Genomic DNA, 21,275 nt, shown 5'->3' on the forward strand with positions numbered 1-21,275 from the left:
AGCACACCCCGTCCCGCCCTCAGCCCCCCGACGCCCCGAATCCGCCAGACCCCAGCGACAGTCGTCCCCGCGCCCGCTCCCCCTCCAGCGGCGGTGCCAGCACGGCCCCGTGCGTCCTGCACTCGGGGCGCAGGCAGTCCGGTGCCGGGCGGCGTACGGTCGTGAAGGCGACCACCGAGCCGACGGCCAACGCACCCGCGCACAGCACCATCGCCCGCCCGAACGCGTCGTCGAAGGCGTCGGCCGAGCGGTACGCCTCCGCGCCCATCCCGGTCAGCAGGGGAAGCGCGGCGACCGCGACGAGGCCCGCCGCCCGTGCCGCCGCGTTGTTGATGCCGCTGGCCAGGCCCGCCCGGGAGACGTCGACCGAGGCAAGGACGGTCGCCGTCAGCGGGGCGACCAGGGTGACCAGGCCGAGGCCGAGGACCAGGACGGCGGGCAGGACGTCGGCGGCGTAGGAGGCGTCGGGGCCGACCCGGAGCATCAGCAGCATCCCCGCCGCGGCCAGCAGCGGGCCGACGGTGAGCGGGACGCGCGGGCCGATCAGCTCGGCCAGCTGCCCCGAGCGGGCGGAGAGCAGCAGCATGAGGACGGTCGTCGGCAGGAGGGCCGTACCGGCGCCGAGGGCGGAGTAGCCGGACACGACCTGGAGCTGGAGGGCGGACAGGAAGAAGAAGCCGCCGAGGGCCGCGTACACGCAGAGGGTGACCAGGTTGACGGCCGTGAACTGGCGGGACGCGAAGATGCCGGGCGGCATCATCGGGTCGGGGCGGCGCCGCTCGACGCACACGAAGGCCACCGCGGCGGCGAGCCCGGCCACCGCCGTCACCGCCACGACCACGGACCCCTCGCCCGCCTCGATCAGCGCGTACGTCACGAGGGCGAGGGCGACGGCCCCCAGCACCGCGCCCAGGACGTCGAAGCGGCCGTGGGTCCGCCCGTCGCCCGACTCGGGGACGTGCCGCAGGGCGACCGGGACGCACAGCAGGGCGAGGGGCACGTTGAGCAGGAACACCCAGCGCCAGCCGGGGCCGTCCACCAGCCAGCCGCCCAGGAAGGGCCCCACGGCCGCGCCGACGCCCCCGAAACCCGACCACAGACCCACGGCCCGGCCCCGGTCGTCGCGGTGGAAGGAGGCCTGGATGATGGCGAGCGAGCCGGGGGTGAGGAGGGCGCCGCCGATGCCCTGGAGGGCGCGGGCGGCGATCAGGACGCCGGCGTCCGGGGCGAGCCCGCACAGCAGGGAGGCCACGGCGAACCAGACCACGCCCACCACGAAGACCTTGCGCCGGCCGTAGCGGTCGCCGAGCGAACCGCCCAGCAGGATCAGCCCGGCCAGCGTGACCAGGTAGGCGTTGGCGGTCCACTGGAGGGCGGCGAGATCGGCGTCCAGGTCGCGGCCGATGCGGGGCAGGGCGATGTTGACGACGGTCGAGTCCAGCATGACCATGCTGGAACCGAGAACCGTGGTGAACAGGACCCACTTGCCCTGGGGCGAGGCCAGCCGGACGTCGGACACGGTCCCAGGTATACCGCGAGCCCGGCGCCGAAGCACCGGGCTCGCTGCGAAACCGACCCACCTGGCCGGGAGGCCCCGGTCAGCGGCCGGGCCGGTGACCGGGTCGGTGACCGGGTCGGTGACCGGGTCGGTGACCCGGCCGGTGACCGCTACTTGATCTTCGTACCCGCCGAGCGCAGGTTCTGCGTGGCCTCGACGACCCGCGCCGCCATGCCCGCCTCGGCCAGCTTGCCCCAGGTCCGCGGGTCGTAGGTCTTCTTGGAGCCGACCTCGCCGTCGACCTTGAGGACGCCGTCGTAGTTCCTGAACATGTGGTCGACGACGGGACGCGTGAAGGCGTACTGCGTGTCCGTGTCGAGGTTCATCTTGACGACGCCGTTCTCCAGCGCGGTCGCGATCTCCTCCGCGGAGGAGCCGGAGCCGCCGTGGAAGACGAAGTCGAACGGCTGCGAGCCGGCCGCCTGGCCGTACTTGGCCGCGACGCCGTCGTTCAGTTCCTTCAGCAGGTCGGGGCGGAGCACGACGTTGCCCGGCTTGTACACGCCGTGCACGTTGCCGAAGGACGCGGCGAGCAGGTAGCGGCCCTTCTCGCCCAGGCCGAGGGCCTCGGCGGTGCGGAGCGCGTCGTCGACCGTCGTGTACAGGGAGTCGTTGATCTCGTGCGAGACGCCGTCCTCCTCACCGCCGGTCGGGGTGATCTCGACCTCGAGGATGATGTTCGCGGCGCGCGCCTTCTCCAGCAGCTCCTGCGCGATGGAGAGGTTGTCGGCGAGGGTCTCGGCGGAGCCGTCCCACATGTGGGACTGGAACAGCGGGCCCAGACCGGCCTCGACGCGCTTGCGGGAGATCTCCAGCAGCGGACGTACGTACCCGTCGAGCTTGTCCTTCGGGCAGTGGTCGGTGTGCAGGGCCACGGTGACCGGGTACTTCTCGGCGACGATGTGCGCGAACTCGGCGAGGGCGACGGCGCCCGTCACCATGTCCTTGCTGTACTGGCCGCCCAGGAACTCGGCCCCACCCGTGGAGATCTGGATGATGCCGTCGCTCTCCGCCTCCGCGAAGCCGCGCAGTGCCGCGTGCAGGGTCTGGGTCGAGGTGACGTTGATGGCCGGGTAGGCGAACTTGCCTGCCTTCGCCCGGTCGAGCATCTCGTTGTAGACCTCGGGGGTTGCGATGGGCATTCGTCCGCTCCTTGGGTGTGCGGGTTGGCGTTCTGCGTACTTACGGCCCTGACCTAGACCTTGGGTGCGACGTCATCGTCGTCCCCATCTTTCCAGACATGCGCCGTCGGTCCATGCGCCGGTCAAGTCCAGGTCATACCGGCTCGTCAGTCCAGACCCAGTTCATCCTTCGAGAAGGCGAACAGGTACGGCACGCCCGCACCCTCCTGGATCTTCTCCGCGGCACCGGTCGCCCGGTCCACGATCGTCGCGACGCCCACCACCTCGGCGCCCGCCTCCCGCACGGCCTCCACGGCGGTCAGCGGCGACCCGCCGGTGGTCGAGGTGTCCTCGACCACCAGGACCCGGCGGCCCTTGATGTCCGGGCCCTCGACGCGGCGCTGCATCCCGTGCGCCTTCGCCGCCTTGCGGACGACGAAGGCGTCCAGCGTGCGGCCACGCGCGGCGGCGGCGTGCAGCATCGCCCCGGCCACCGGGTCGGCGCCCATGGTCAGTCCGCCCACCGCGTCGAAGTCCAGCTCGGCGGTCAGGTCGAGCAGCACCTGTCCGACCAGCGGGGCGGCCTCGCCGTCGAGGGTGACGCGGCGCAGGTCGACGTAGTAGTCGGCCTCCAGACCCGAGGAAAGGGTCACTCTGCCGTGCACCACGGCCTTGTCCTTGATCTGCTGCAGCAGTGCGCCGCGTACGTCCGTCGTCATGCCCTCAGCTTAGAGGCGGGTCCAGCGCCAGGTGGTCGTGGCCTCCAGCGGCTCCAGGGGCGTGACCAGGCGCGGGAGGGTGTTCAGGCCGTTGGGCGGGCCCGTCTGCGGTTCCACGCACACGGCGGCCTCCTGCTCGTCGTAGACGACGACCCACTTCTCCGGGCTCGTCACGTCCAGCCGGAGCCGCCCCGGCCAGGTGAGGGAGACGGAGACGCCGTCGGGCATGCCGAAGCAGTCGTCCCAGGGGCCGGGCTTCGGCTCGACGCGGTTGCCGGTCGGCAGATGGTCCTCGCCGCGCTCCTCCTGCCAGGCGGGATCGAACGCGACCCGCACGTCCTCGCCCCCGAGGTCGCGGTTGAACCAGGGGTGCCAGCCGATCTGCGCCGGGAACGACGAGCCGTGCGTCTCCACCGCCATGGACAGCGTCAGCGCGTCCCCGGACAGCGCCACGATCTGCGTGACCCGGCCGGGGTAGGGCCAGGGGTCGACCAGGTCGTACGTCAGGACCGCCTCGTCGGCCGACCTGCGGGCCACCTTCCAGGCGCCGTCGCGGACCGTGCCGTGGATGGCGTGCGGCGGGGAGTTGAGCGGCATCTGCCGGATGTCCGCCCCGTCCCGGAAGCGGCCGTCCCTGATCCGCCCGCACCAGGGCACCATCGGGAAGCACCCGAACCGTTCGCCCTGCCGCAGCAGTTCCGCTCCGCCGACGCGCAGCCCTCCGACCCGCCCGCCGTTGCCGGGCCGGACGGTCACCTCCGCGTCTCCCGCGGTCAGCGTGAAGTCTTCGTCACTCACGGGACGACCCTATCGAGGTGATCAAGGGGGCGCCGGGTGTCACCGGGGCTTTCCGGTCACCGGCGTCGCCGCAGCGCCCGTCCGACCACGATGGCCGACGCCACCGCCAGCGCGGCCGCGGGGGCGGCCCAGCGCAGGGCGTTGTCCCGGGCGACGGTCTGCGGGGCCGGGACCGGGGCGTACCGGCCGCGCGGCGGGGCGTGGTCCACCTCCTCCGCACTGCGCCCGATCATCGTGCGGCGCGCGTGCGCGGCCTCGGCCGGGGGGACACCGGGGTCCGGGAACCCGGCGACGGCCTCGACGGCGTCGATGGGGTCGTTGGGTGCGATGGGGCCGACGGGGCCCACCTCGTCGATGTCCTCCAGGTCGTCCGCGTCCACCACGTCGTCCACGTCGTCCGCGTCGTCCGCGTCCTCCACGTCGTCCGCGTCCACCGAACCGTTCAGGGAATCGAGTCCGTCCGGCCCCGGCGGGGGGATCTCGGTCTCGGACTCGGCGGCCGCCGCAGGGGGTTCGTCGGCCGCCGCCTCCGCCCCGAGGTTCTCGGCCCACCGGTCCAGAAGGCGTACGGCCGCGGCGTCCACGGCGTCCGCCGGCAGCTCCGCGATGCGGCCGTCCGCCGTCGCCGTACCCCCGAAGCGGAGCGTGCTGGCCCCGCCCGTCTCCCGCACCCCCAGCGTGAGCGCGAGTTCGACCGTGCCGGAGCCGCGGGCCTCGGTGGCGTCGCCCTCGACGGCGTACCCCCCGTCCTCGCGGGCGGTGACGCGCAGGGTGCCGCGGTAGGTGATGGTGTGGCCGCCGACGCGCAGTTTCAGCCGACCCGCGACGGGCTCGGTGCCGGCGTCCTGCTGGAAACCGGGGAGTGCTCGGGCCACCTGCGCGGGGTCGGCGAGGGCCGCCCGCAGTCGCTCTGCCGGAACCGGAACGAACACCTCATGCTCCATAAGGGCGGAGCCTACCCAGCGCGTCCGCGAAAGCACCCGCCGAAACCTGGATTGCCGCCGCCCGCGCACCGGCCAGGCGTACCCTGCGCGCTCAGTAGCGCGGGTGCAGCAGGGTGGAGGCCCGCATTCCCGTCGGTCCCGCCGGCAGCGGCCGTTCGCCGGGCCCGAGGCGCAGGTCGGGGCGGGCGCCGGTCGTGGCCAGGACGAAGCCCCAGTCGCCCCGGGCCCGGTAGGCGGCGGTGCGCAGGCCCGCCGCGCGCATCGTCGTCTCGACGGTCCAGAAGGCGTGCGGCCGGGTGTCGAGGGGGCCGGCGTGGACCGCGAGCCGGCCGCCGGGGCGCAGGGCGCGGCGGGCGAGGCCGTAGAACTCCTGGGAGTACAGCTTCGTGCTGGCGGTGATGCCGGGGTCGGGGAGGTCGGCGATCACCACGTCGTAGGTGCCCGGCGGGGTCTCGCGCATGCTGCGGAAGGAGTCGCCGACGGCGACGCGGACCCGGGGGTCGTCGATGGCGTGCCCGTTGAGACGGGCGAGGCCGGGGTCGGTGCGGGCCAGCCTGATCAGGGCGGGGTCGAGGTCGACGATGTCGACGCGGTGGGCGCCGGGGCGGGCGAGGACCTCGCGGGCGGCCAGTCCGTCACCGCCGCCGAGGACGAGCACGCGCGCGTGGGGGCCGTTCATCGCGGGGCGGACCAGGGCCTGGCGGTAGCGGAGCTGGTCGTGGCCCCCGCCGCGGAGCCGGCCGTCGAGGTAGAGGGCGAGGGGGCGGCCATGGGTGCCGCCGGTGAGGACGACCTCCTGGACGCCGGTGTGCAGGGCGACCCGGACGTCGTCGCCGTAGACCGCGTGGCGCGCCGCCCGTTCGAAGTCGTCGACGAGGACGGCGGTACAGGCGAGTACGGCGAGGACGGTGGCGTTGGCGACGAGGACGAGGCAGCGGGTGCGGCGGGTGAGGTCGCCGCGGAACAGGCCGAGGACGAGGGCGCCCCCGGCGACCACGTTGACCGCGCCGATCAGCAGGGAGCTGGTCAGCTGGCCCAGGAAGGGCAGCAGCAGGAACGGGAACGCCAGGCCGCCGACCAGCGCGCCCACGTAGTCCGCGGCGAAGAGGTCGGCGACCGCGCCGCCCGCGTCCTGGCGGCGGACCCGCTGGATCAGTTCCATCAGCAGGGGGACCTCTGCGCCGATGAGCAGCCCGATGGCGAGGCAGAAGACGACGAGCAGGACGCGCGGCCCGTGCGCCCACAGTCCGCCCCAGTCGCCCGTCCAGGCGAACACGGCGTACAGGGCCATCGCGCTGCACCCGCCGATCAGGGCGAGGGCCACCTCGACGGCGGCGAAACCGGCGGCCGCGAGGCGGCGCAGCCGTTTGGCGGCGAGCGAGCCGATGCCCATCGCGAAGACCATCACGGAGAGCACGACGGAGGCCTGGGTGACCGAGTCGCCCATCAGGTACGACGCGAGGGCGACGAGTTCGAGTTCGTACACCAGGCCGCAGGCCGCGCAGACGAACACGCACGCGAGGACCAGGAACCGCCCGGTGCCCGGCCGGACGGGCAGCCGCGCGGGACCACGCCGGTACGGAACGCCGGCCGGGGCGCCGGGCAGGGCACCGGGTGGGGCACCGGGTAGGGCACCAGGCGTCGCGCCGGGCTGGGCCGGTGCGTGCGGTTCGATCACGACTGCGACGTTACGTCACGAGTATGGAACGCTTCGTCACCCACACGTGTGGAACTCTGCGTCGATCGAGTGCCGTGCGTTTGAGAGCCGTTGACCATGAGAGCCGTTCACCCCGAGGTCGGTTCACCTCGGGCGGTTCACCCCGAGGGGCGCCGGCCGAGGGCGGTTCACCCCGAGGGCGGTGCCGGCCGAGGGGGTTCGGCCGAGGACGGTTCGGCCGAGGGCAGTGCCGGCTGAACGCAGCTTCGGCTCGGAGCGGTTCGGCTCGGAGCGGTTCGGCTCGGAGCGGTTCAGCTCGGAGCGGTTCAGCTCGGAGCGGTTCGGCTCGTCGGTACTCGCGCGCCCACGCGCGTCCTCGTCGCCACCAGTTGCCCGTCCTGCGGGTAGGCGTGCCAGGTCCGCCAGTCCACATAGCCCTCGTGGCGCTGTGCGAGCAGTGCCGTGAAGGCGTGCGGGCTGCCCGGGAAGACGCCCGCGAGGCCGTGCGGATGATCGGCGACCAGGGCCAGCAGCTTCCTGGGCGCGGCCCGCGAACTGACCCGGTGTCAGCACCTCGACGCGGGCCGCGAACTCGTACTCCCAATCACCCACTCGCTTGGCCACGCCGAGCGGGAGGGGCGTGCTGATGCCCGGGATGCACGCGACCGTCTCGGAACAAAAGCCCTGCTCCTGCTCCAGGAGTACCTGGTGGGAGGCGCCGAGCAGTCTCAACTCGAGTTTGGCGCCCGACATTTCGAGGTCGAGCGTGGCAAGTGCGGGCAGGGGCTCACGCCCCAGGGCCCATGCCAGGTCGGCCGCGCACGTGTCGGTGTAGGAGGTGTTCAGGGTCGTGAGCATGACTCGGCTCCGCAAGAACGCAAAGAACGCAAGGAACAGGGGAAGGTCCGGCGCACCCCGGTGACTCCGGGGGGGCGGCCCCGGCCGGCCCGGCGTGGGGAGGGCGTCCGCGCGGGACGTCCGAGGGGTCCGAGGGGCTGCGTTGGTGATGTAGAGGGAATCATGAACTATGGCGACACCACAGCGCTTTTACCCAACTTCGTGGGGTTTCCATCCCTCAGAGGGCTACACAGCTCAACTGTTCAACCTCGGCGTACGCCGTGCGGCTCGGACTCACCCCCGCGCGCCCCACCGACGGACATGGCGCGACCGCGGGGCGCCCTCGGTCAGGGGGCGACCCGCGGCCCGGATGCGGCTCCCCAGGGAGCTCAGCTGCCCCGTGTCAGCTGCCTCCGCCGCATCCGCCGCCTCCTCCCCCGCAGGACGAGCCGCCGCCGCAGGAGTGACCGCCGCCCGAGTGACCTCCGCCGGAGTCGCCGCCCGAACCACTGCCCGAGTCGCTGGAGGAGCTGCACGCCACGGCGGCCCCGCCCCCGGCGACCCACCAGCTGCCGGATCCGTCCCCGCCGCTGCCCCCGCTGGTGCTGCCGCCCCCTCTGCGCGAGCGGGCACCCGACCGTGAGGCCGACCGGGACGAACCCCGGTACGAGGTGCTGCTCCTGTGGACGGCGGTGAGCACGATCGCCACCCCCGCGAAGACTGCGAGTACCGCCAGGATGATGCCGAGAACCATGACGTCACCCTCCTTCCGAATCCCCCGAAGCGGCCCCCCGTGGGCGCCTCGCGTACCGGTGCGACCGGTGCGTGAACAGGGGATGCCCACCTGGCTCGACGGCCAAAGCACACTTGAGGAAGTCCAGAGCTTCGGCGCAGGATGACCGGCATGACCTCCACCGCGCGCCCCTTCCTCAACCGCCGTCTCGCCGATTTCGGGACGACGATCTTCGCCGAGATGTCCGCGCTGGCCCTGCGGACCGGGTCCATCAATCTCGGGCAGGGGTTCCCGGACACGGACGGGCCCGAGGAGGTCCGCGAGGCGGCCGTACGGGCGTTGCGGGACGGGCGGGGGAACCAGTACCCACCGGGTCCCGGTGTTCCCGAGCTGCGGACGGCGATCGCCGGGCATCAGCGCCGCCGGTACGGCCTGACGTTCGACCCGGACACGGAGGTTCTGGTCACCGTGGGCGCCACCGAGGCCATCGCGGCCACGCTGCTGGCGCTGCTGGAGCCGGGGGACGAGGTCGTCGCCCTGGAGCCGTACTACGACTCCTACGCGGCCTGCATCGCCATGGCGGGTGCGGCGCGGGTACCGGTGACGCTGCGGCCGGACCCCGAACAGGCCCGGTTCCGCCTGGACCTCGACGAGCTGCGCGACGCGGTGACGGACCGCACGCGGCTCCTCCTGATCAACACCCCGCACAACCCGACCGGCACGGTCCTCACCCGTGAGGAGCTGACCGCGGTCGCCGAGCTGGCGGTGGAGCGGGACCTGCTGGTCGTCACCGACGAGGTGTACGAGCACCTGGTCTTCGACGAGGCCGAACACGTGCCGCTGGCCACGCTGCCGGGCATGCGGGACCGGACGGTCACGATCGGCAGCGCCGGCAAGACGTTCTCGTTCACGGGCTGGAAGGTCGGCTGGGTGACGGCGGCGCCCGGACTGGTGTCGGCGGTGCGCGCGGCGAAGCAGTACCTGACGTACGTGGCGTCGGGCCCGTTCCAGTACGCCGTCGCCGAGGCGCTGGCCCTCCCCGACACCTACTTCGACGGCTTCCGCGCGGACATGCTGACCAAGCGGGACCTGCTGGCGGCGGGCCTCACGGAGGCGGGCTTCGCGGTCTACCGCCCGGCGGGCACCTACTTCATCACCGCCGACATCCGCCCCCTCGGCGCCGCGCTGTCCGAGAAGGGCGACGGCTTCGCCTTCTGCCGCTCCCTCCCGGAACGCGCGGGCGTCGTGGCCATCCCGAACGCGGTCTTCTACGACCACCGGGAAGCCGGTGCCCCCTTCGTCCGCTTCGCCTTCTGCAAGCGGAAGACGGTGCTGGAGGAGGCGGTGGCGCGCCTGAAGGCGCTGGCGGGATAGGCCCCTGACCCGGTCCGCGCCGTGTCGTCGGCCCCGCCGCCGCCCGCCGCGTGGGCCGCCCCTGCCGCGTCGGCCTCCGGAGCCGTCAGGTGGGTTTCCCGGGCCGCGCGGCCGAGCCGCCGAAGCCGCCGCCGGTCATGCGGGCGCGAGGGCGCCGCCGGCGAGGGCGGTGTCGACGGCCCCGGAGGGGGGAGGGATCGTCCCCTGGCCCGTCCGCACCAGGACGCCGAAGGCGACGAGCGTGCCGGGACCGAGCGCGTACAGCCACGACCGGTCCTCGTCCCCGAGGGCGAGTCCGAGGACCGTGAAGCCGCCCAGCCGGGTCAGGCCCCGAGCGACCGGGTACCCCGGCGGGCCGCCCGCCCCTCGCGGGGGGGGGGGCGGCGGACCGGGTGGCGCCCGGCATGCCGCGCCTGCGCCGCGGCAGCAGCGTCCTGTCGGTTCCCCGGTCCTTCTTCGGGGCGTCCCCCGGCCCTTCCCGAGGCCGTCCCGACCCCTCCCTAGGCCGACCCCCGGCCCTTCCCTAGGCCGTTCCCCGGGGCGCCCCCCCGGCCTCTCCCCAGGCCGGCCCCCCGGTGCTTCCCCAGGCCGTCCCGGCCCTTCCCCGGGCCGTTCCCCAACCCTTCCCCGGGCCGTCCGTCTGTCCACAGCCTGTGGGTAACCCGGTCGCGGTGGTCGTCGTCGGGGCGGACGGCGAGAGCCCGGCCGTGGCTCGCGACGCGTGGGGTCGCGGCCCTGGCCGGGCTCTCTTTCGCCTGGGGCGTGCGGCGGCTACTCGTCGTCCGCGGGCTTGTCCGCCTCCTCGGCCGACGCCGACTCCAGGCCCAGCTGCTCCACGAGCCACTTGTCGAACTCGATCGCGGCGCGCACCCAGCTCACCGTCGAGGAGACGAAGAACTCGAGGTTGACGCCGGCGCCGATCAGCATCTGCGTCTCGCCGATGAGGCGGACGGTGCCGTCGTCGTGGGTGTGCGTGTAGACCTTGGGCCACAGGGTGCGGCGGTTCCAGTCGTCGATGGCCTCGAGGAGCTGGGGCTTCTCGTCGATCGGGTGGGGCCGGTCGAAGAACGTCCGCACCGAGTAGACCGCCTGGTCGCCCTCGCCGCGGAACATGAAGTACGTACGGAATTCCTCCCACGGCGCCGCGAGGTCACCCTCGTCGTCGACGACGTACTTCAGCTCCATCTGGTCGAGGAGCTGCTTCACGAGATCCTGATCCGGAACGACGGGGCCCGCCGGTCCCTGGGGCTGCGGCTCGGGCTGGCCCCCGAAGTTCGGAATCGAGGACGGGTCGATGGTCACCGTGATTTTCCCTTCGTACGGATCCCGCCATCCTCCCCCATGCGGGGCGGGGGGTGGCAACCCCCGCCCCGCAGGGTTCACCTCGGGTTGGCGCAATTCAGCTCAGGGCGTGCGGCCGCAGGGCCGGACGCCCCGGTCAGAGGGTCTTTCCGGCCGCCGCGGGGCCCACGATCAGGCCATCTCCGAAGGCCTCCACCCGGACCGTGTCGCCGTCCTTGACCTCGCCCGCGAGGATCTCCTTGGCGAGGCGGTCGCCGATGGCGGTCTGGACGAGGCGGCGCAGCGGCCGGGCGCCGTACGCCGGGTCGTTGCCCTCGTCGGCGAGCCAGGTGAGGGCCGCCTCGGTGACCTCCAGGGTGAGCCGCCGCTCGGCCAGCCGCTTGGCGAGCCGGTCGATCTGGAGCCGCGCGATCCGGGCCAGCTCCTCCTTGTTCAGCGCGGAGAAGACGACCAGGTCGTCGAGCCGGTTGAGGAACTCCGGCTTGAAGGAGGCCCGGACCACCTCCAGGACCTGCTCCCTCTTCTCCGCCTCGGTGGAGAGCGGGTCGACCAGGTACTGGCTGCCCAGGTTGGAGGTCAGCACCAGGATCGTGTTGCGGAAGTCGACCGTGCGGCCCTGTCCGTCGGTGAGCCGTCCGTCGTCGAGCACCTGGAGCAGGATGTCGAAGACCTCCGGATGCGCCTTCTCCACCTCGTCGAGCAGCACGACGCTGTACGGCCGGCGCCGGACGGCCTCGGTGAGCTGGCCGCCCTCCTCGTAACCGATGTAGCCGGGCGGGGCGCCGACGAGCCGGGCGACGCTGTGCTTCTCGCCGTACTCCGACATGTCGATGCGGATCATGGCCCGCTCGTCGTCGAAGAGGAAGTCGGCGAGCGCCTTGGCCAGCTCGGTCTTGCCGACGCCGGTCGGGCCGAGGAAGAGGAAGGAGCCGGTCGGGCGGTCGGGATCGGCGATGCCGGCCCGCGAGCGGCGTACGGCGTCGGAGACGGCCCGGACGGCCTCGCCCTGGCCGATGAGCCGCTTGCCCAGTCCTTCCTCCATGCGCAGCAGCTTCTGCGTCTCGCCCTCCAGGAGGCGGCCGGCCGGGATGCCGGTCCATGAGGCGACGACGTCGGCGATGTCGTCGGAGCCGACCTCGTCCTTGACCATGGTGTCCCTGGCGGCCTCCTCCTCGGCCTCGGAAGCGGCCTCCAGGTCGCGCTCCAGGGCCGGGATCTCGCCGTACAGCAGCTTGCTGGCGGTGTCGAAGTCGCCGTCGCGCTGCGCCCGTTCGGCCTGGCCGCGCAGGTCGTCGAGCCGCTCCTTCAGCGCACCGACCCGGTTGAGGGACTGCTTCTCCTTGTCCCAGCGGGCGTTGAGACCGCGCAGCTCCTCCTCCTTGTCGGCGAGGTCGCGGCGCAGCTTGTCCAGGCGCTCGCGGGAGGCGGGGTCGGTCTCCTTGTCGAGAGCCAGCTCCTCCATCTTCAACCGGTCCACGACGCGCTGGAGTTCGTCGATCTCGACGGGGGACGAGTCGATCTCCATGCGCAGCCGGGAGGCCGCCTCGTCGACGAGGTCGATGGCCTTGTCGGGCAGGAAGCGGGAGGTGATGTACCGGTCGGACAGGGTGGCCGCGGCGACCAGCGCGCTGTCGGCGATCTGGACCTTGTGGTGCGCCTCGTACCGCCCCTTGAGGCCGCGCAGGATCGCGATGGTGTCCTCGACGGAGGGTTCGGCGACCAGCACCTGCTGGAAGCGCCGCTCCAGTGCCGCGTCCTTCTCGATCCGCTCGCGGTACTCGTCCAGGGTGGTCGCGCCGACCATGCGCAGCTCTCCGCGGGCGAGCATCGGCTTCAGCATGTTGCCGGCGTCCATCGAGGAGTCGCCGCCCGCGCCGGCGCCCACGACGGTGTGCAGTTCGTCGATGAAGGTGATGATCTGCCCGTCGGAGGCCTTGATCTCGGCCAGGACGGTCTTCAGTCGCTCCTCGAACTCGCCGCGGTACTTGGCCCCGGCGACCATGGCACCGAGGTCGAGCGAGACGAGCCGCTTGTTCCTGAGGGACTCGGGCACGTCCCCCTTCACGATCCGCTGGGCGAGCCCCTCGACGACGGCGGTCTTGCCGACGCCGGGCTCACCGATGAGGACCGGGTTGTTCTTGGTGCGGCGGGAGAGCACCTGGACGACCCGCCGGATCTCGGTGTCCCGGCCGATGACCGGGTCGAGCTTGCCCTCGCGGGCGGCGGCGGTGAAGTCGGTGCCGAACTTCTCCAGCGCCTTGTACTGGCCCTCGGGGTCGGCGCTGGTCACCCGGCGTCCGCCGCGGGCCTTGCGGAAGGCGTCCAGCAGCTTCTTCGCGGTGGCTCCGTGCCTCTCGAGCACCTCGCCCGCCCGGCCGCCCTTCGCGGCGGTCCCGATGAGCAGGTGCTCCGTGGACAGGTACTCGTCGCCGAGGTCCCGGGCGACACCCTGGGCGTCCGCGATCACGGCGAGCAGTTCGCGGTTGGGCTGCGGGGGCGCCACCGTGGACCCGGCCACGCTGGGCAGCGAGCCGAGCACCTGTTCGGCGCCGGCGCGCACGGCGGCCTGGTCGGCGTCGACGGCGGCGAGCAGATCGACGATGTTCTCGTTCTCCTGCCCCTGGAGCAGCGCGAGGAGCAGGTGTGCCGGGGTGAGGTCGGGGTGCCCTTCGGACAGGGCTCGGTTGCCGGCGGTCTGGATGGCTTCCCGGCTCCGGTTGGTCAGCTCTGCGTCCACGTTCGCTGTCTCCTCCTTGCGTCAGCCGTCGTCACTGACTCCGTCAGCGCTGTCATCACTGACTCAGTCAGCGTACACAAACTTGAGTCTATTCCACTCAAGGTTGGGTCCGGGAGTCCCGCGGGGGTTAGGTTCCGACCATGGCCGCATACCCCCAGGACCCGGGCGCTCCCGACGCGCCGTACCTCGACTTCTGGCGCGAACGACACCTGTGCACCCTGACCACACCACGCCCCGACGGCTCACCGCACGTGGTTCCCGTCGGAGTGACGTACGACCCCGGGGGCCGGCTGGCCCGGGTGATCGCGGACAGGGCGAGCACCAAGGTGGGCAACGTGCTGGCGGCGGGCGCGCCGGGCGCCCGCGTCGCGGTCTGCCAGGTGGACGGCCGGCGCTGGGCCACGCTGGAGGGGCGGGCCTTCGTCCGCGCGGAGCCGGACCGGGTCGCGGAGGCGGAGCGGCGTTACGCGGAGCGCTACGGCAGGACGCCGCGCCCCAACCCCACGCGCGTGGTGATCGAGATCGAGCTGACGCGGGCGATGGGCCGGGGGTGACCGCGTACGACGGGGTGGGCGACGGAGACGGCGACTCGATCCACACCGATGGTTTCCGGCCACCTCGCCGAGGCTCCAGAACCGGAAATGTCACCACGAACGACAGCGGCGTCACCGTGTTCAGGTCACGGTGACGCCGCTGCCGGGGGGAAGTACCTGAGCGATCTGTTACGACGGGGGAATCGCGTCAGGCACTGCGGGGGGTGGCTGAGATGGTCCTGGGGGCGGCCGGACCGGCCGACTCCGCCAGTTGGTGGTCCCGCTGGTCGAGGTTGACGAAGATCATTCCGTACCGGATGGCACACCGCACGGGCTGGGGGGCTCCTCGGGGCTTGCGCAGACACCGGTACGCGCGCACGTCGTCCTCCTCGTCCCGCGTCACGACGACCGGCTCCCCGAACACCGTCACCATCAACGAGTCACCACTGTGGGGGATGGCGGTGACCAGGTCGATGAAGTGCCAGCCCGAGCGGTAGGCCGTGGCCATCTCGCGGCGGAAGGAGCGATCGTCGGGCGGGGTGGTCACGTCAACTCCTCTCCGTTCCCGTCCCGGCCGCCGGCGGGATGTCGCCGGAGGCGGTAGGACCGGAGACGGCCACGGCGGGCCAGGCGGTGTCCGCCCGGACCCCGCTCTCCTCGCTCGAGAGGCCACCCAGTACTCCGACAGCCGCAACGGCGGAGAAGGCGGCGACAAGCGCCCAGCGAAGCAATCTCTTAGAGCGTCCGCCGGTAGGGCCTATTTGGCGCAACTGGCAGGTTGAGGCAGCGAAGATTCGTTACGCAGGGTAGTGGCTGGAGGTTCAGGAACTCCATGATCAACGAAAGCCGCACCCGCCGTGCCCACCCCCATGCCATCTCGGCCTATCGGCGGACGCTCTTACGCATAGTCGGCTTCGTCCTCACGTGAAGTCCCTCTTCCCCCGTCGGATAAGACGATGGCTCATTCGGACACGTCATGGCCACACAATCAATGCATCATGTTCCTGCATGTTCAGGACCCTGGGGGGTGGAGATTTGACAACGAATCGGGCTAATAGGGCACATCCCCATGCGGTGGCCGAACTGTGCGAGGAGGGCAGCCGACTCTACGCAAGCGCATTGCGGACCGGGCGCGTCGCCCGATCCGCCGTGGAATCGGCTCCCTGCCTGGTGGAATTCGCCCTCCTGCACCCCGACCCCGACGACCCCGAGTGGCTGCGCCCCACCCCGCCGGCCCTCGCGCTCGCCCAGCGACTCAACCCCATCGAACACGAGATCGCCGAGCGCAGGCGCGTGTCGGTCCAGCTGTCCGAGATGTTCGAACCGTTCATGGCCCTCAGCGTCCAGACGGCCGGGCACGCCGACTCCATCACCGTGCTGGAGGGCGGCGCCCGGATCAACGCGGCGCTCAACCTCGCCACCTCACAGTGCCAGTCGGAGGTGCTCGCCATCCAGCCGAGCGGCAACCGCCCGGAGCGCAGCCTCACCCAGGGCCTGGAACGCGACCGGCCGCTGCTCGACCGCGGGATCCGCATCCGCACGCTCTACCAGCACACCGCCCGCTACAGCCCCGAGAAGCTCGCCTACACCGCCCGCCTCTCCGACGGGAAGGCCGAGTACCGCACCATCGACGAGGTGGTCGAGCGCCTGATCATCTGCGACGAGACGGTCGCCTTCATCCCGGCCCGCGAGGACCAGCAGGTCGCCCTGGAACTGCGCCACCCGGGCCTGGTGCGCTACCTGATCAAGGTCTTCGAGTTCCTCTGGGACCGCGCCGTCCCGCTCACCACCGGCGCCCCCTACGAGACCGCCCCCGACGGCATCACCGAGATCCAGCACTCCATCGCCAAGCTGCTCGTCGAGGGCCATGTCGACGAGGCCATCGCCCGCCGCCTCGGCATGAACGTGCGCACCTGCCGGGCCCACATCGCCAAGCTCGCGGCGCTCCTCGGCAGCGGCAGCCGGGCCCAGCTCGGCTACCTCATCGCGCAGTCGGGAATCCTCGACCAGGACACCGACGGATGACGGCACCCGTCCACGACCACGGTCCGGACGAGCCCTGCGAGGCCGCCCTGGACCCTTACGCGCGCGCCCTGCGGGTCCGGCCACGCCCCCGCACGGGAGGCCGCCTCACCGCCGCGTGCCGTCCACACGGGGCTGCTCCGCCCGGACCACCGGGACCCCGGCCGGCTCCTCCCGGTGCCGCCGGCCGTCGCCCCGCCGGCCGTCGCCCCTGCCCCGGCTGCTGCGCGCCGTCGCCGAAAACATCGCCGCCCACCGCCGGCGGGAGACCCGGCTCGCCGAGGCGTTCGAACCACTGCCGGCCCTCGCCGCGCCGGACGGTGACGCCACCGGCACCGGCGAGATCCACCTGCTGAGCGGGCTCGGCCGGATCGACTCCGTCATCACCAGGGCCATGGCGGAGGTCTCGCACGAGGTGCTCGCCATCCAGCCGCACGCCAGCCACGCGGGACCGCCCCGCGACATCCACGGCCAGGCCCAGGACCGCGACCAGGCCTCCCTGGACCGCGGCGGCCGTATCCGCACCCTCCACCAGCACACCACCCGCCACGCCCCCACCGTGCCGGCCCGCTACCACCGGCTGCACGGGGACGTGGAGGCGCGCTCCCCCGACGAGGTGACGGAGCGTCTGCTGGTCGTCGACCGCAGCGTGGCCTTCATCCCGGCCGTGAAGGACCGCACCCTCGCCCTGGAGATCCGGCTCCCCGCACTGGCCGCCGACTACCTGGGCACCACCTTCGACCGCCTGTGGCGGCCGGCCACGCCCAGGTTCCCGGAAACGGTCGCCCGGTCCTCCCTGCACGGCAGCACCCCGCGCCGGCGCGCCATCGCCGCGCTCCTCGTCGAGGGCCACACCGACGCCGTCATCGCCGACCGCCTAGGCATGAGCGTCCGCACGGCCCGGGTGCACATCGCGAAACTCGCCGCCGTCCCCGGCAGCGGGAGCCGCGCACGGCTCGGCTACCTCATCGGGCGTTCGGGGATCCTCGACCCGGAGGGCTGAGCGGCGTCCGCGCCGAGCGGCACGTCGAGGCCCACCTGCGCGATCCGCACGCCGAGCTGGGTACGGCTGGCCGCGCCGAGCGTCTCCGAGAGGCGGGCGATGTGCGCGCGGCAGGTCCGCACGCTGATGCCGAGGCGTTCGGCGATGACCGCGTCCTGGTGCCCCTCCGCCAGCAGCGCCGCGATGGACTGCTCCCGGTGGGAGACGCCCTCGATGCGGGTGTCGGGCAGCGGGGCGGTCAGCGGGACCGCCAATCGCCACAGCCGTTCGAAGACCGTGCCCAGATAGCCGACCAGGGCCGGGTGGCGCAGCTCCAGCGCCATCGTGCGGTCGGCGTTGGCGGGGATGAAGGCGACCGTGCGGTCGAAGAGGATCAGCCGGTCGATGACCTCGTCGAGGGTGCGGGCCTCGACCGCGTCGCCCATCAGTTCCAGGTAGTTGAGCAGGCCCTGGCCGTGCCGGGCCACGTGGTTGTACAGGTCGCGCATCCGTACGCCCCGCCCGCGCAGGGCGAGCGCCCGGTGCAGCCCCTCGGACAGCTCGTGCTCGCGCCGGATGCCGCCGGGCTGCACCGTCAGCACCTCGGTGGTGCACGCCTCGGTGGCCTCGTCCAGTGCGGCCTGGATCCGGGAGGCGCCGTCCAGGACACGGATCGCCACGCCCTCCCCGGCCGCCGTGCCCGGCGCGGGCCCGCCCAGCCCGGCGTACCACTCGAAGGCGGCGACGGCCGAGCCCATGCGCTGCCGGCTCGCGGTCACCTCGTCGTGGAGCCCTCGCAGCAGCCGGGTCATGACCTCCTGCGGGGAGGTCGGGACCAGCCAGTCCATGTCGTCGGGGTCGGGATGGAGCAGGGCGAGGTCCAGCAGGCAGGGGACCGGCTCCGCGTCCAGGCGCGACACCCGGCCCCGCCGTACGGCCCGGGAGTACACGCGGTCCCCGGCCTCACACAGTCGGTCAGCACCGTGAGGATGCTCCTCCGCCCCGTGCCCGGCCATCGTCCATCCCACCCCCGCCGTCTGCGTGTCGCGCGTCGTCCGCGTTTTCCGCAGCGCAACTATGCGCGGCCCCGGACCGGCTCCGCAACACGGCTCCTCCCCGCGACCCTCTGGAATTCCGGCCATTTCCGCGGGTTCCTCCCGGCCTCCGCCCCGCACGCCTGCAACAAGCTGATGCTCCCCGCGTGCGCCCGGCGGGAACCCGTCCGGGCTCTCGCACGCCCGTGCACGCCCGGCACCACCGAGTGATCACCGCGTCACGTCCCGCGTCCGACGTCCCCTCTCGGCGGACACCTTCGACGCGTACGCGTCGGCCGATGCGGGAGAGATGCGAGCGGCCGGGTGGGGTCGGACCGCCGCCCATGTGCCGGTGCCGACGACACTCCAGCCCGTCGAAACGGGGTGATCCGCGTTCCCGGGCCGACCAGATGGCCCGCACGTCCCGCGACCGGGGCATGACGTACGCCTCCGCGGGCGAGGAACACCCCTGGTTCGTGACCCCTGCCCCCTAACCCCTGACCCCTGAACCTCGTGCGAGGATCCTCGGCGCCCCGGAGCGGGATCCCGTACGACGGGGGACGAGCCGGCGGGTCCGGTCCCTGGAGGCTCGCCGGCCGACGCCTCACGGGCCGCGGCCGCTCCTGGACTCCCCGCACTTCCGCCGGGAGCCCACGGGACGAACCGCCCGGCGGGGCGAGCAGGCCTCGCGCTCGGGGTGGAGGTGGCCGAAGACGTACCGGGTGGGCAGGCCCGGACCGTGCAGGAGGGCGCTGGTGAGGCGGGGCGAGGGCCTGGAAGCAGACACCCGCGCCCTGCTCCAAGGCCTCGACGCCCGGTGGTTCACGGTCGGGACACCGGGCAGGTGGGTCACCCGGCCGGCGACGCTGTCCTCCAGCACCCGGAACCTCCCGGCCTCGTCCCGCCCGAGGCGGGATGCCGGCCACGTGGATGATGAGTGGCCACGTGGATGATGACCGACCGCCACGTGGATGGTGGCCGGCCTCGTGGATGGTTGCCGGCCGGAGCCACGCCCTGGGGCGAGTGCCGTGCGGGCGACTGGTACGGCTACGACCCCGGCCACGGGTCCCGCGTGATGGTCGGCCGGGGCCACGATCACGACGACGTCCCCCGCCCAAAGGCGTCCACCGGGCTTCGACGGGCGCCCAGCCGGAGGCGACGGTGGAGTTCACGCGAGGGGCGTGAACGCGGCGCAGGGGGCGCTCAGGCGCCTTGCGCGGGGTCTTCTCCGCCGGCTCCGAGGTTCCAGGACCCGGTACCGGCCCGTCGGCGCGCGCCCGCACCGACGAACTCGCGCTCCTGGACCGGCTGCGGGAGGCCGAGCGGCGCGTCGACCTGGCCCCGGCGGCCGAGCGGTTCCGGGCCTGACTCGCCCGCGCCGAGCCCCGCCCCCCCGCCCCCGGTTCCGGCTCCGGCTCCGGCTCCGGGCGAAGGCGTACGCCCGTTCCCTCGTCGAACCGGACGGCGCGCGGGCCGGCTTCGCCCACGCGATCGAGACGGACTGGCCAGACGCGCCGGCGGCCTCCGGTCAGCCACCCACCGAGCGCCCCGTCGACACCGCCGTCCGCTACCGGCTCGCCCCGCTCAGTTCAGCTTGAGGGCCTGGCAGGCGGCGGCGTACTTGGCGGTGCAGATGTCGGACGGCTTGTAGATGCCGTCCGCGATGACGGTCTCCTTGATGTTCTTCTTCGTCAGCGCCACCACGGTCACCAGCTGGGCCGGGATCTCCTTGTCGGTGGGGCTGTCGATCCTGTCGCGGGTCAGGGAGTCGAACTCGATGGCGCGGCCCTTGACCTTCGCGACGGCCATCTCCGCGGCCGCCTCCGCCATCTGCGGGTAGGGCTTGTACACGCTCATGTACTGCTCGCCGCTGATGATCCGCTGTACCGCGAGCAGCTCCGCGTCCTGGCCGGTTATGGGCGGCAGGTCCTCGACGCCCGCGGCGCGCAGGGCCTTGATGATGCCGCCGGCCATGGCGTCGTTGGCGGAGTAGACGGCCGCGATGTTGCCCTTGCCGATCTTCTCGATCGCCCCGGCCATGTTGGACTGGGCGACCTCCGGGCTCCAGTCCTTGGTGTCGAAGGACTCGGAGATCGTCACCCGGCCGCTCAGCTCCGACATCGCGCCGTCCTTGAACTGCTTGGCGTTGGGGTCGGTGGGCGAGCCGTTCATCATCACGATCTTGTCGGCGGTGCTGGCACCGTCCAGGGCCTCCACCAGCGTGCGGCCCTGCACCTCGCCGACCAGTTCGTTGTCGAAGGAGACGTACGCGTCGATGGGACCCTCGGCCAGCCGGTCGTAGGCGATGACCGGGATGCCGGCGTCCTTGGCCTTCTGCACGGTGTCCGCGATGGCGTGCGAGTCGACGGCGTCGAGCAGGATGATGTCGACCTTCTCGTCGATCATCCGCTCCATCTGGGTCACCTGCGTCGAACTCTTCGCGTCCGCGTTGGCGTATTCGGTCTTGCCCTTGTTGCTGGTGAGGGAGGCGACCTTCGCCTTGATGATGGGGTAGTCGAACTCCTCGTAACGGGTGTTCGTCTTCTCCGGCATCAGCACGCCGACGGTGATGTCGTTGCCCTTCGTCGGCGTCGCTTCACCGCTGCTCTCCGTCGCGCTCAGCATCCCGCATCCGGCGAGCGAGAGGGACATCGTGGAGGCGGCCACGGCTATGGCGATACGACGCATTCGAGGGCTCACTTCAGGTGCGTTCCGGACATGGGTGCGACATGTTGACCCAGGTGGCTCAAAAGCCAACGCGGCGGCGCCCACCGGCGTCAAGCCGTACTACTTAACGAAGTGACAACATCACCCTCCGCTTAGCACGTGAAGACACATGGAGACGAGACGGAAACCTCTCCAAACACCCTTTACCGTCCCTCCACGCCACGGGAGTTCAGACTCCCCGAGGGACAGGCGTGCCC

At 72.4% G+C, this 21,275-nt stretch carries 17 protein-coding genes and 2 pseudogenes; 5 read left to right on the top strand and 14 right to left on the bottom strand.

Going from position 1 to position 21,275, the window contains the following annotated elements; translation table 11 throughout:
* Positions 1-19 precede the first annotated feature (19 nt).
* The 9 genes and pseudogenes from BM536_RS33990 to BM536_RS34030 all read right to left on the bottom strand — a co-directional run bounded on the left by BM536_RS33990 (position 20) and on the right by BM536_RS34030 (position 8,388).
* Entirely contained in the window at positions 20-1,519 is a 1,500-nt protein-coding gene (locus BM536_RS33990) for an MFS transporter (protein WP_073498946.1), read from the bottom strand.
* Between the two features lie 149 nt (positions 1,520-1,668).
* Entirely contained in the window at positions 1,669-2,700 is a 1,032-nt protein-coding gene (gene fbaA / locus BM536_RS33995) for a class II fructose-bisphosphate aldolase (protein ID WP_073498947.1), read from the bottom strand.
* A 146-nt stretch (positions 2,701-2,846) separates the two neighbouring features.
* On the bottom strand, positions 2,847-3,398 hold the full coding sequence (gene pyrE / locus BM536_RS34000) for an orotate phosphoribosyltransferase (protein WP_073498948.1): 552 nt from the start codon (positions 3,396-3,398) through the stop codon (positions 2,847-2,849).
* A gap of 9 nt (positions 3,399-3,407) precedes the next feature.
* On the bottom strand, positions 3,408-4,196 hold the full coding sequence (locus BM536_RS34005) for an aldose epimerase family protein (RefSeq protein WP_073498949.1): 789 nt from the start codon (positions 4,194-4,196) through the stop codon (positions 3,408-3,410).
* A gap of 56 nt (positions 4,197-4,252) precedes the next feature.
* Positions 4,253-5,140 (bottom strand): SRPBCC domain-containing protein, encoded by an 888-nt coding sequence (locus BM536_RS34010; protein ID WP_079275245.1) that lies wholly within the window; start codon positions 5,138-5,140, stop codon positions 4,253-4,255.
* A 91-nt stretch (positions 5,141-5,231) separates the two neighbouring features.
* Positions 5,232-6,818, bottom strand: coding sequence for a polyamine aminopropyltransferase (locus BM536_RS34015; protein ID WP_094103863.1), 1,587 nt, complete (start codon positions 6,816-6,818; stop codon positions 5,232-5,234).
* 305 nt (positions 6,819-7,123) lie between these two features.
* Positions 7,124-7,228, bottom strand: a complete 105-nt coding sequence (locus tag BM536_RS45060) for a DUF2617 family protein (RefSeq protein ID WP_425444712.1) — start codon at positions 7,226-7,228, stop codon at positions 7,124-7,126.
* 94 nt (positions 7,229-7,322) lie between these two features.
* A pseudogene (locus BM536_RS45065) lies at positions 7,323-7,655 on the bottom strand (DUF2617 family protein); the annotation flags it as partial.
* A 382-nt stretch (positions 7,656-8,037) separates the two neighbouring features.
* Positions 8,038-8,388 (bottom strand): hypothetical protein, encoded by a 351-nt coding sequence (locus BM536_RS34030; RefSeq protein ID WP_073498951.1) that lies wholly within the window; start codon positions 8,386-8,388, stop codon positions 8,038-8,040.
* 141 nt (positions 8,389-8,529) lie between these two features.
* Here BM536_RS34030 and BM536_RS34035 point away from each other — a divergent pair, with 141 nt between their 5' ends.
* A complete protein-coding gene (locus tag BM536_RS34035) occupies positions 8,530-9,741 on the top strand; it encodes a pyridoxal phosphate-dependent aminotransferase (protein WP_073498952.1) in 1,212 nt (403 codons plus the stop codon).
* A 771-nt stretch (positions 9,742-10,512) separates the two neighbouring features.
* Here the strand turns inward: BM536_RS34035 and BM536_RS34040 are convergent.
* Positions 10,513-11,043 (bottom strand): type III secretion system chaperone family protein, encoded by a 531-nt coding sequence (locus BM536_RS34040; RefSeq protein WP_073499863.1) that lies wholly within the window; start codon positions 11,041-11,043, stop codon positions 10,513-10,515.
* A 136-nt stretch (positions 11,044-11,179) separates the two neighbouring features.
* Positions 11,180-13,780: an ATP-dependent chaperone ClpB gene (gene clpB / locus BM536_RS34045; protein WP_073499861.1), complete on the bottom strand. Its 2,601-nt coding sequence runs from the start codon at positions 13,778-13,780 to the stop codon at positions 11,180-11,182.
* 140 nt (positions 13,781-13,920) lie between these two features.
* On the opposite strand from clpB, the gene BM536_RS34050 reads away from it, so the two are divergent.
* Entirely contained in the window at positions 13,921-14,334 is a 414-nt protein-coding gene (locus BM536_RS34050; RefSeq protein WP_073499860.1) for a pyridoxamine 5'-phosphate oxidase family protein, read from the top strand.
* A 187-nt stretch (positions 14,335-14,521) separates the two neighbouring features.
* Here the strand turns inward: BM536_RS34050 and BM536_RS34055 are convergent, their stop codons facing one another.
* Positions 14,522-14,860: a Rieske (2Fe-2S) protein gene (locus BM536_RS34055; RefSeq protein WP_073499858.1), complete on the bottom strand. Its 339-nt coding sequence runs from the start codon at positions 14,858-14,860 to the stop codon at positions 14,522-14,524.
* A 461-nt stretch (positions 14,861-15,321) separates the two neighbouring features.
* Here BM536_RS34055 and BM536_RS34065 point away from each other — a divergent pair, with 461 nt between their 5' ends.
* Together BM536_RS34065 and BM536_RS34070 are read left to right on the top strand one after the other, a co-directional pair.
* Positions 15,322-16,338: a helix-turn-helix transcriptional regulator gene (locus BM536_RS34065; RefSeq protein WP_073500031.1), complete on the top strand. Its 1,017-nt coding sequence runs from the start codon at positions 15,322-15,324 to the stop codon at positions 16,336-16,338.
* Between the two features lie 115 nt (positions 16,339-16,453).
* On the top strand, positions 16,454-17,338 hold the full coding sequence (locus BM536_RS34070) for a helix-turn-helix transcriptional regulator (protein WP_342748861.1): 885 nt from the start codon (positions 16,454-16,456) through the stop codon (positions 17,336-17,338).
* Here BM536_RS34070 and BM536_RS34075 read toward each other — a convergent pair.
* Positions 17,301-18,333, bottom strand: a pseudogene (locus BM536_RS34075) (helix-turn-helix transcriptional regulator). The gene BM536_RS34070 and the pseudogene BM536_RS34075 sit on opposite strands and share 38 nt — an antisense overlap.
* 1,230 nt (positions 18,334-19,563) lie before the next feature.
* Here BM536_RS34075 and BM536_RS40950 point away from each other — a divergent pair.
* On the top strand, positions 19,564-19,719 hold the full coding sequence (locus BM536_RS40950) for a hypothetical protein (RefSeq protein ID WP_158086566.1): 156 nt from the start codon (positions 19,564-19,566) through the stop codon (positions 19,717-19,719).
* 216 nt (positions 19,720-19,935) lie between these two features.
* On the opposite strand, the gene BM536_RS34085 is transcribed toward BM536_RS40950, so the two are convergent.
* Positions 19,936-21,039 (bottom strand): sugar ABC transporter substrate-binding protein, encoded by a 1,104-nt coding sequence (locus BM536_RS34085; protein WP_211362996.1) that lies wholly within the window; start codon positions 21,037-21,039, stop codon positions 19,936-19,938.
* Positions 21,040-21,275 lie beyond the last annotated feature (236 nt).

The organism is Streptomyces phaeoluteigriseus, from assembly GCF_001896135.2.
Taxonomy (GTDB): Bacteria; Actinomycetota; Actinomycetes; order Streptomycetales; family Streptomycetaceae; genus Streptomyces; species Streptomyces phaeoluteigriseus.

What these genes read in the sequence shown, in the direction of transcription:
- fbaA (WP_073498947.1), bottom strand. Translation starts at nt 2,700, where the DNA reads ATGCCCATCGCAACCCCCGAGGTCTACAACGAGATGCTCGACCGGGCG.
- pyrE (WP_073498948.1), bottom strand. Translation starts at nt 3,398, where the DNA reads ATGACGACGGACGTACGCGGCGCACTGCTGCAGCAGATCAAGGACAAG.
- BM536_RS34010 (WP_079275245.1), bottom strand. Translation starts at nt 5,140, where the DNA reads ATGGAGCATGAGGTGTTCGTTCCGGTTCCGGCAGAGCGACTGCGGGCG.
- BM536_RS34030 (WP_073498951.1), bottom strand. Translation starts at nt 8,388, where the DNA reads ATGGTTCTCGGCATCATCCTGGCGGTACTCGCAGTCTTCGCGGGGGTG.
- BM536_RS34035 (WP_073498952.1), top strand. Translation starts at nt 8,530, where the DNA reads ATGACCGGCATGACCTCCACCGCGCGCCCCTTCCTCAACCGCCGTCTC.
- BM536_RS34050 (WP_073499860.1), top strand. Translation starts at nt 13,921, where the DNA reads ATGGCCGCATACCCCCAGGACCCGGGCGCTCCCGACGCGCCGTACCTC.
- BM536_RS34065 (WP_073500031.1), top strand. Translation starts at nt 15,322, where the DNA reads ATGTTCAGGACCCTGGGGGGTGGAGATTTGACAACGAATCGGGCTAAT.
- BM536_RS34085 (WP_211362996.1), bottom strand. Translation starts at nt 21,039, where the DNA reads ATGCGTCGTATCGCCATAGCCGTGGCCGCCTCCACGATGTCCCTCTCG.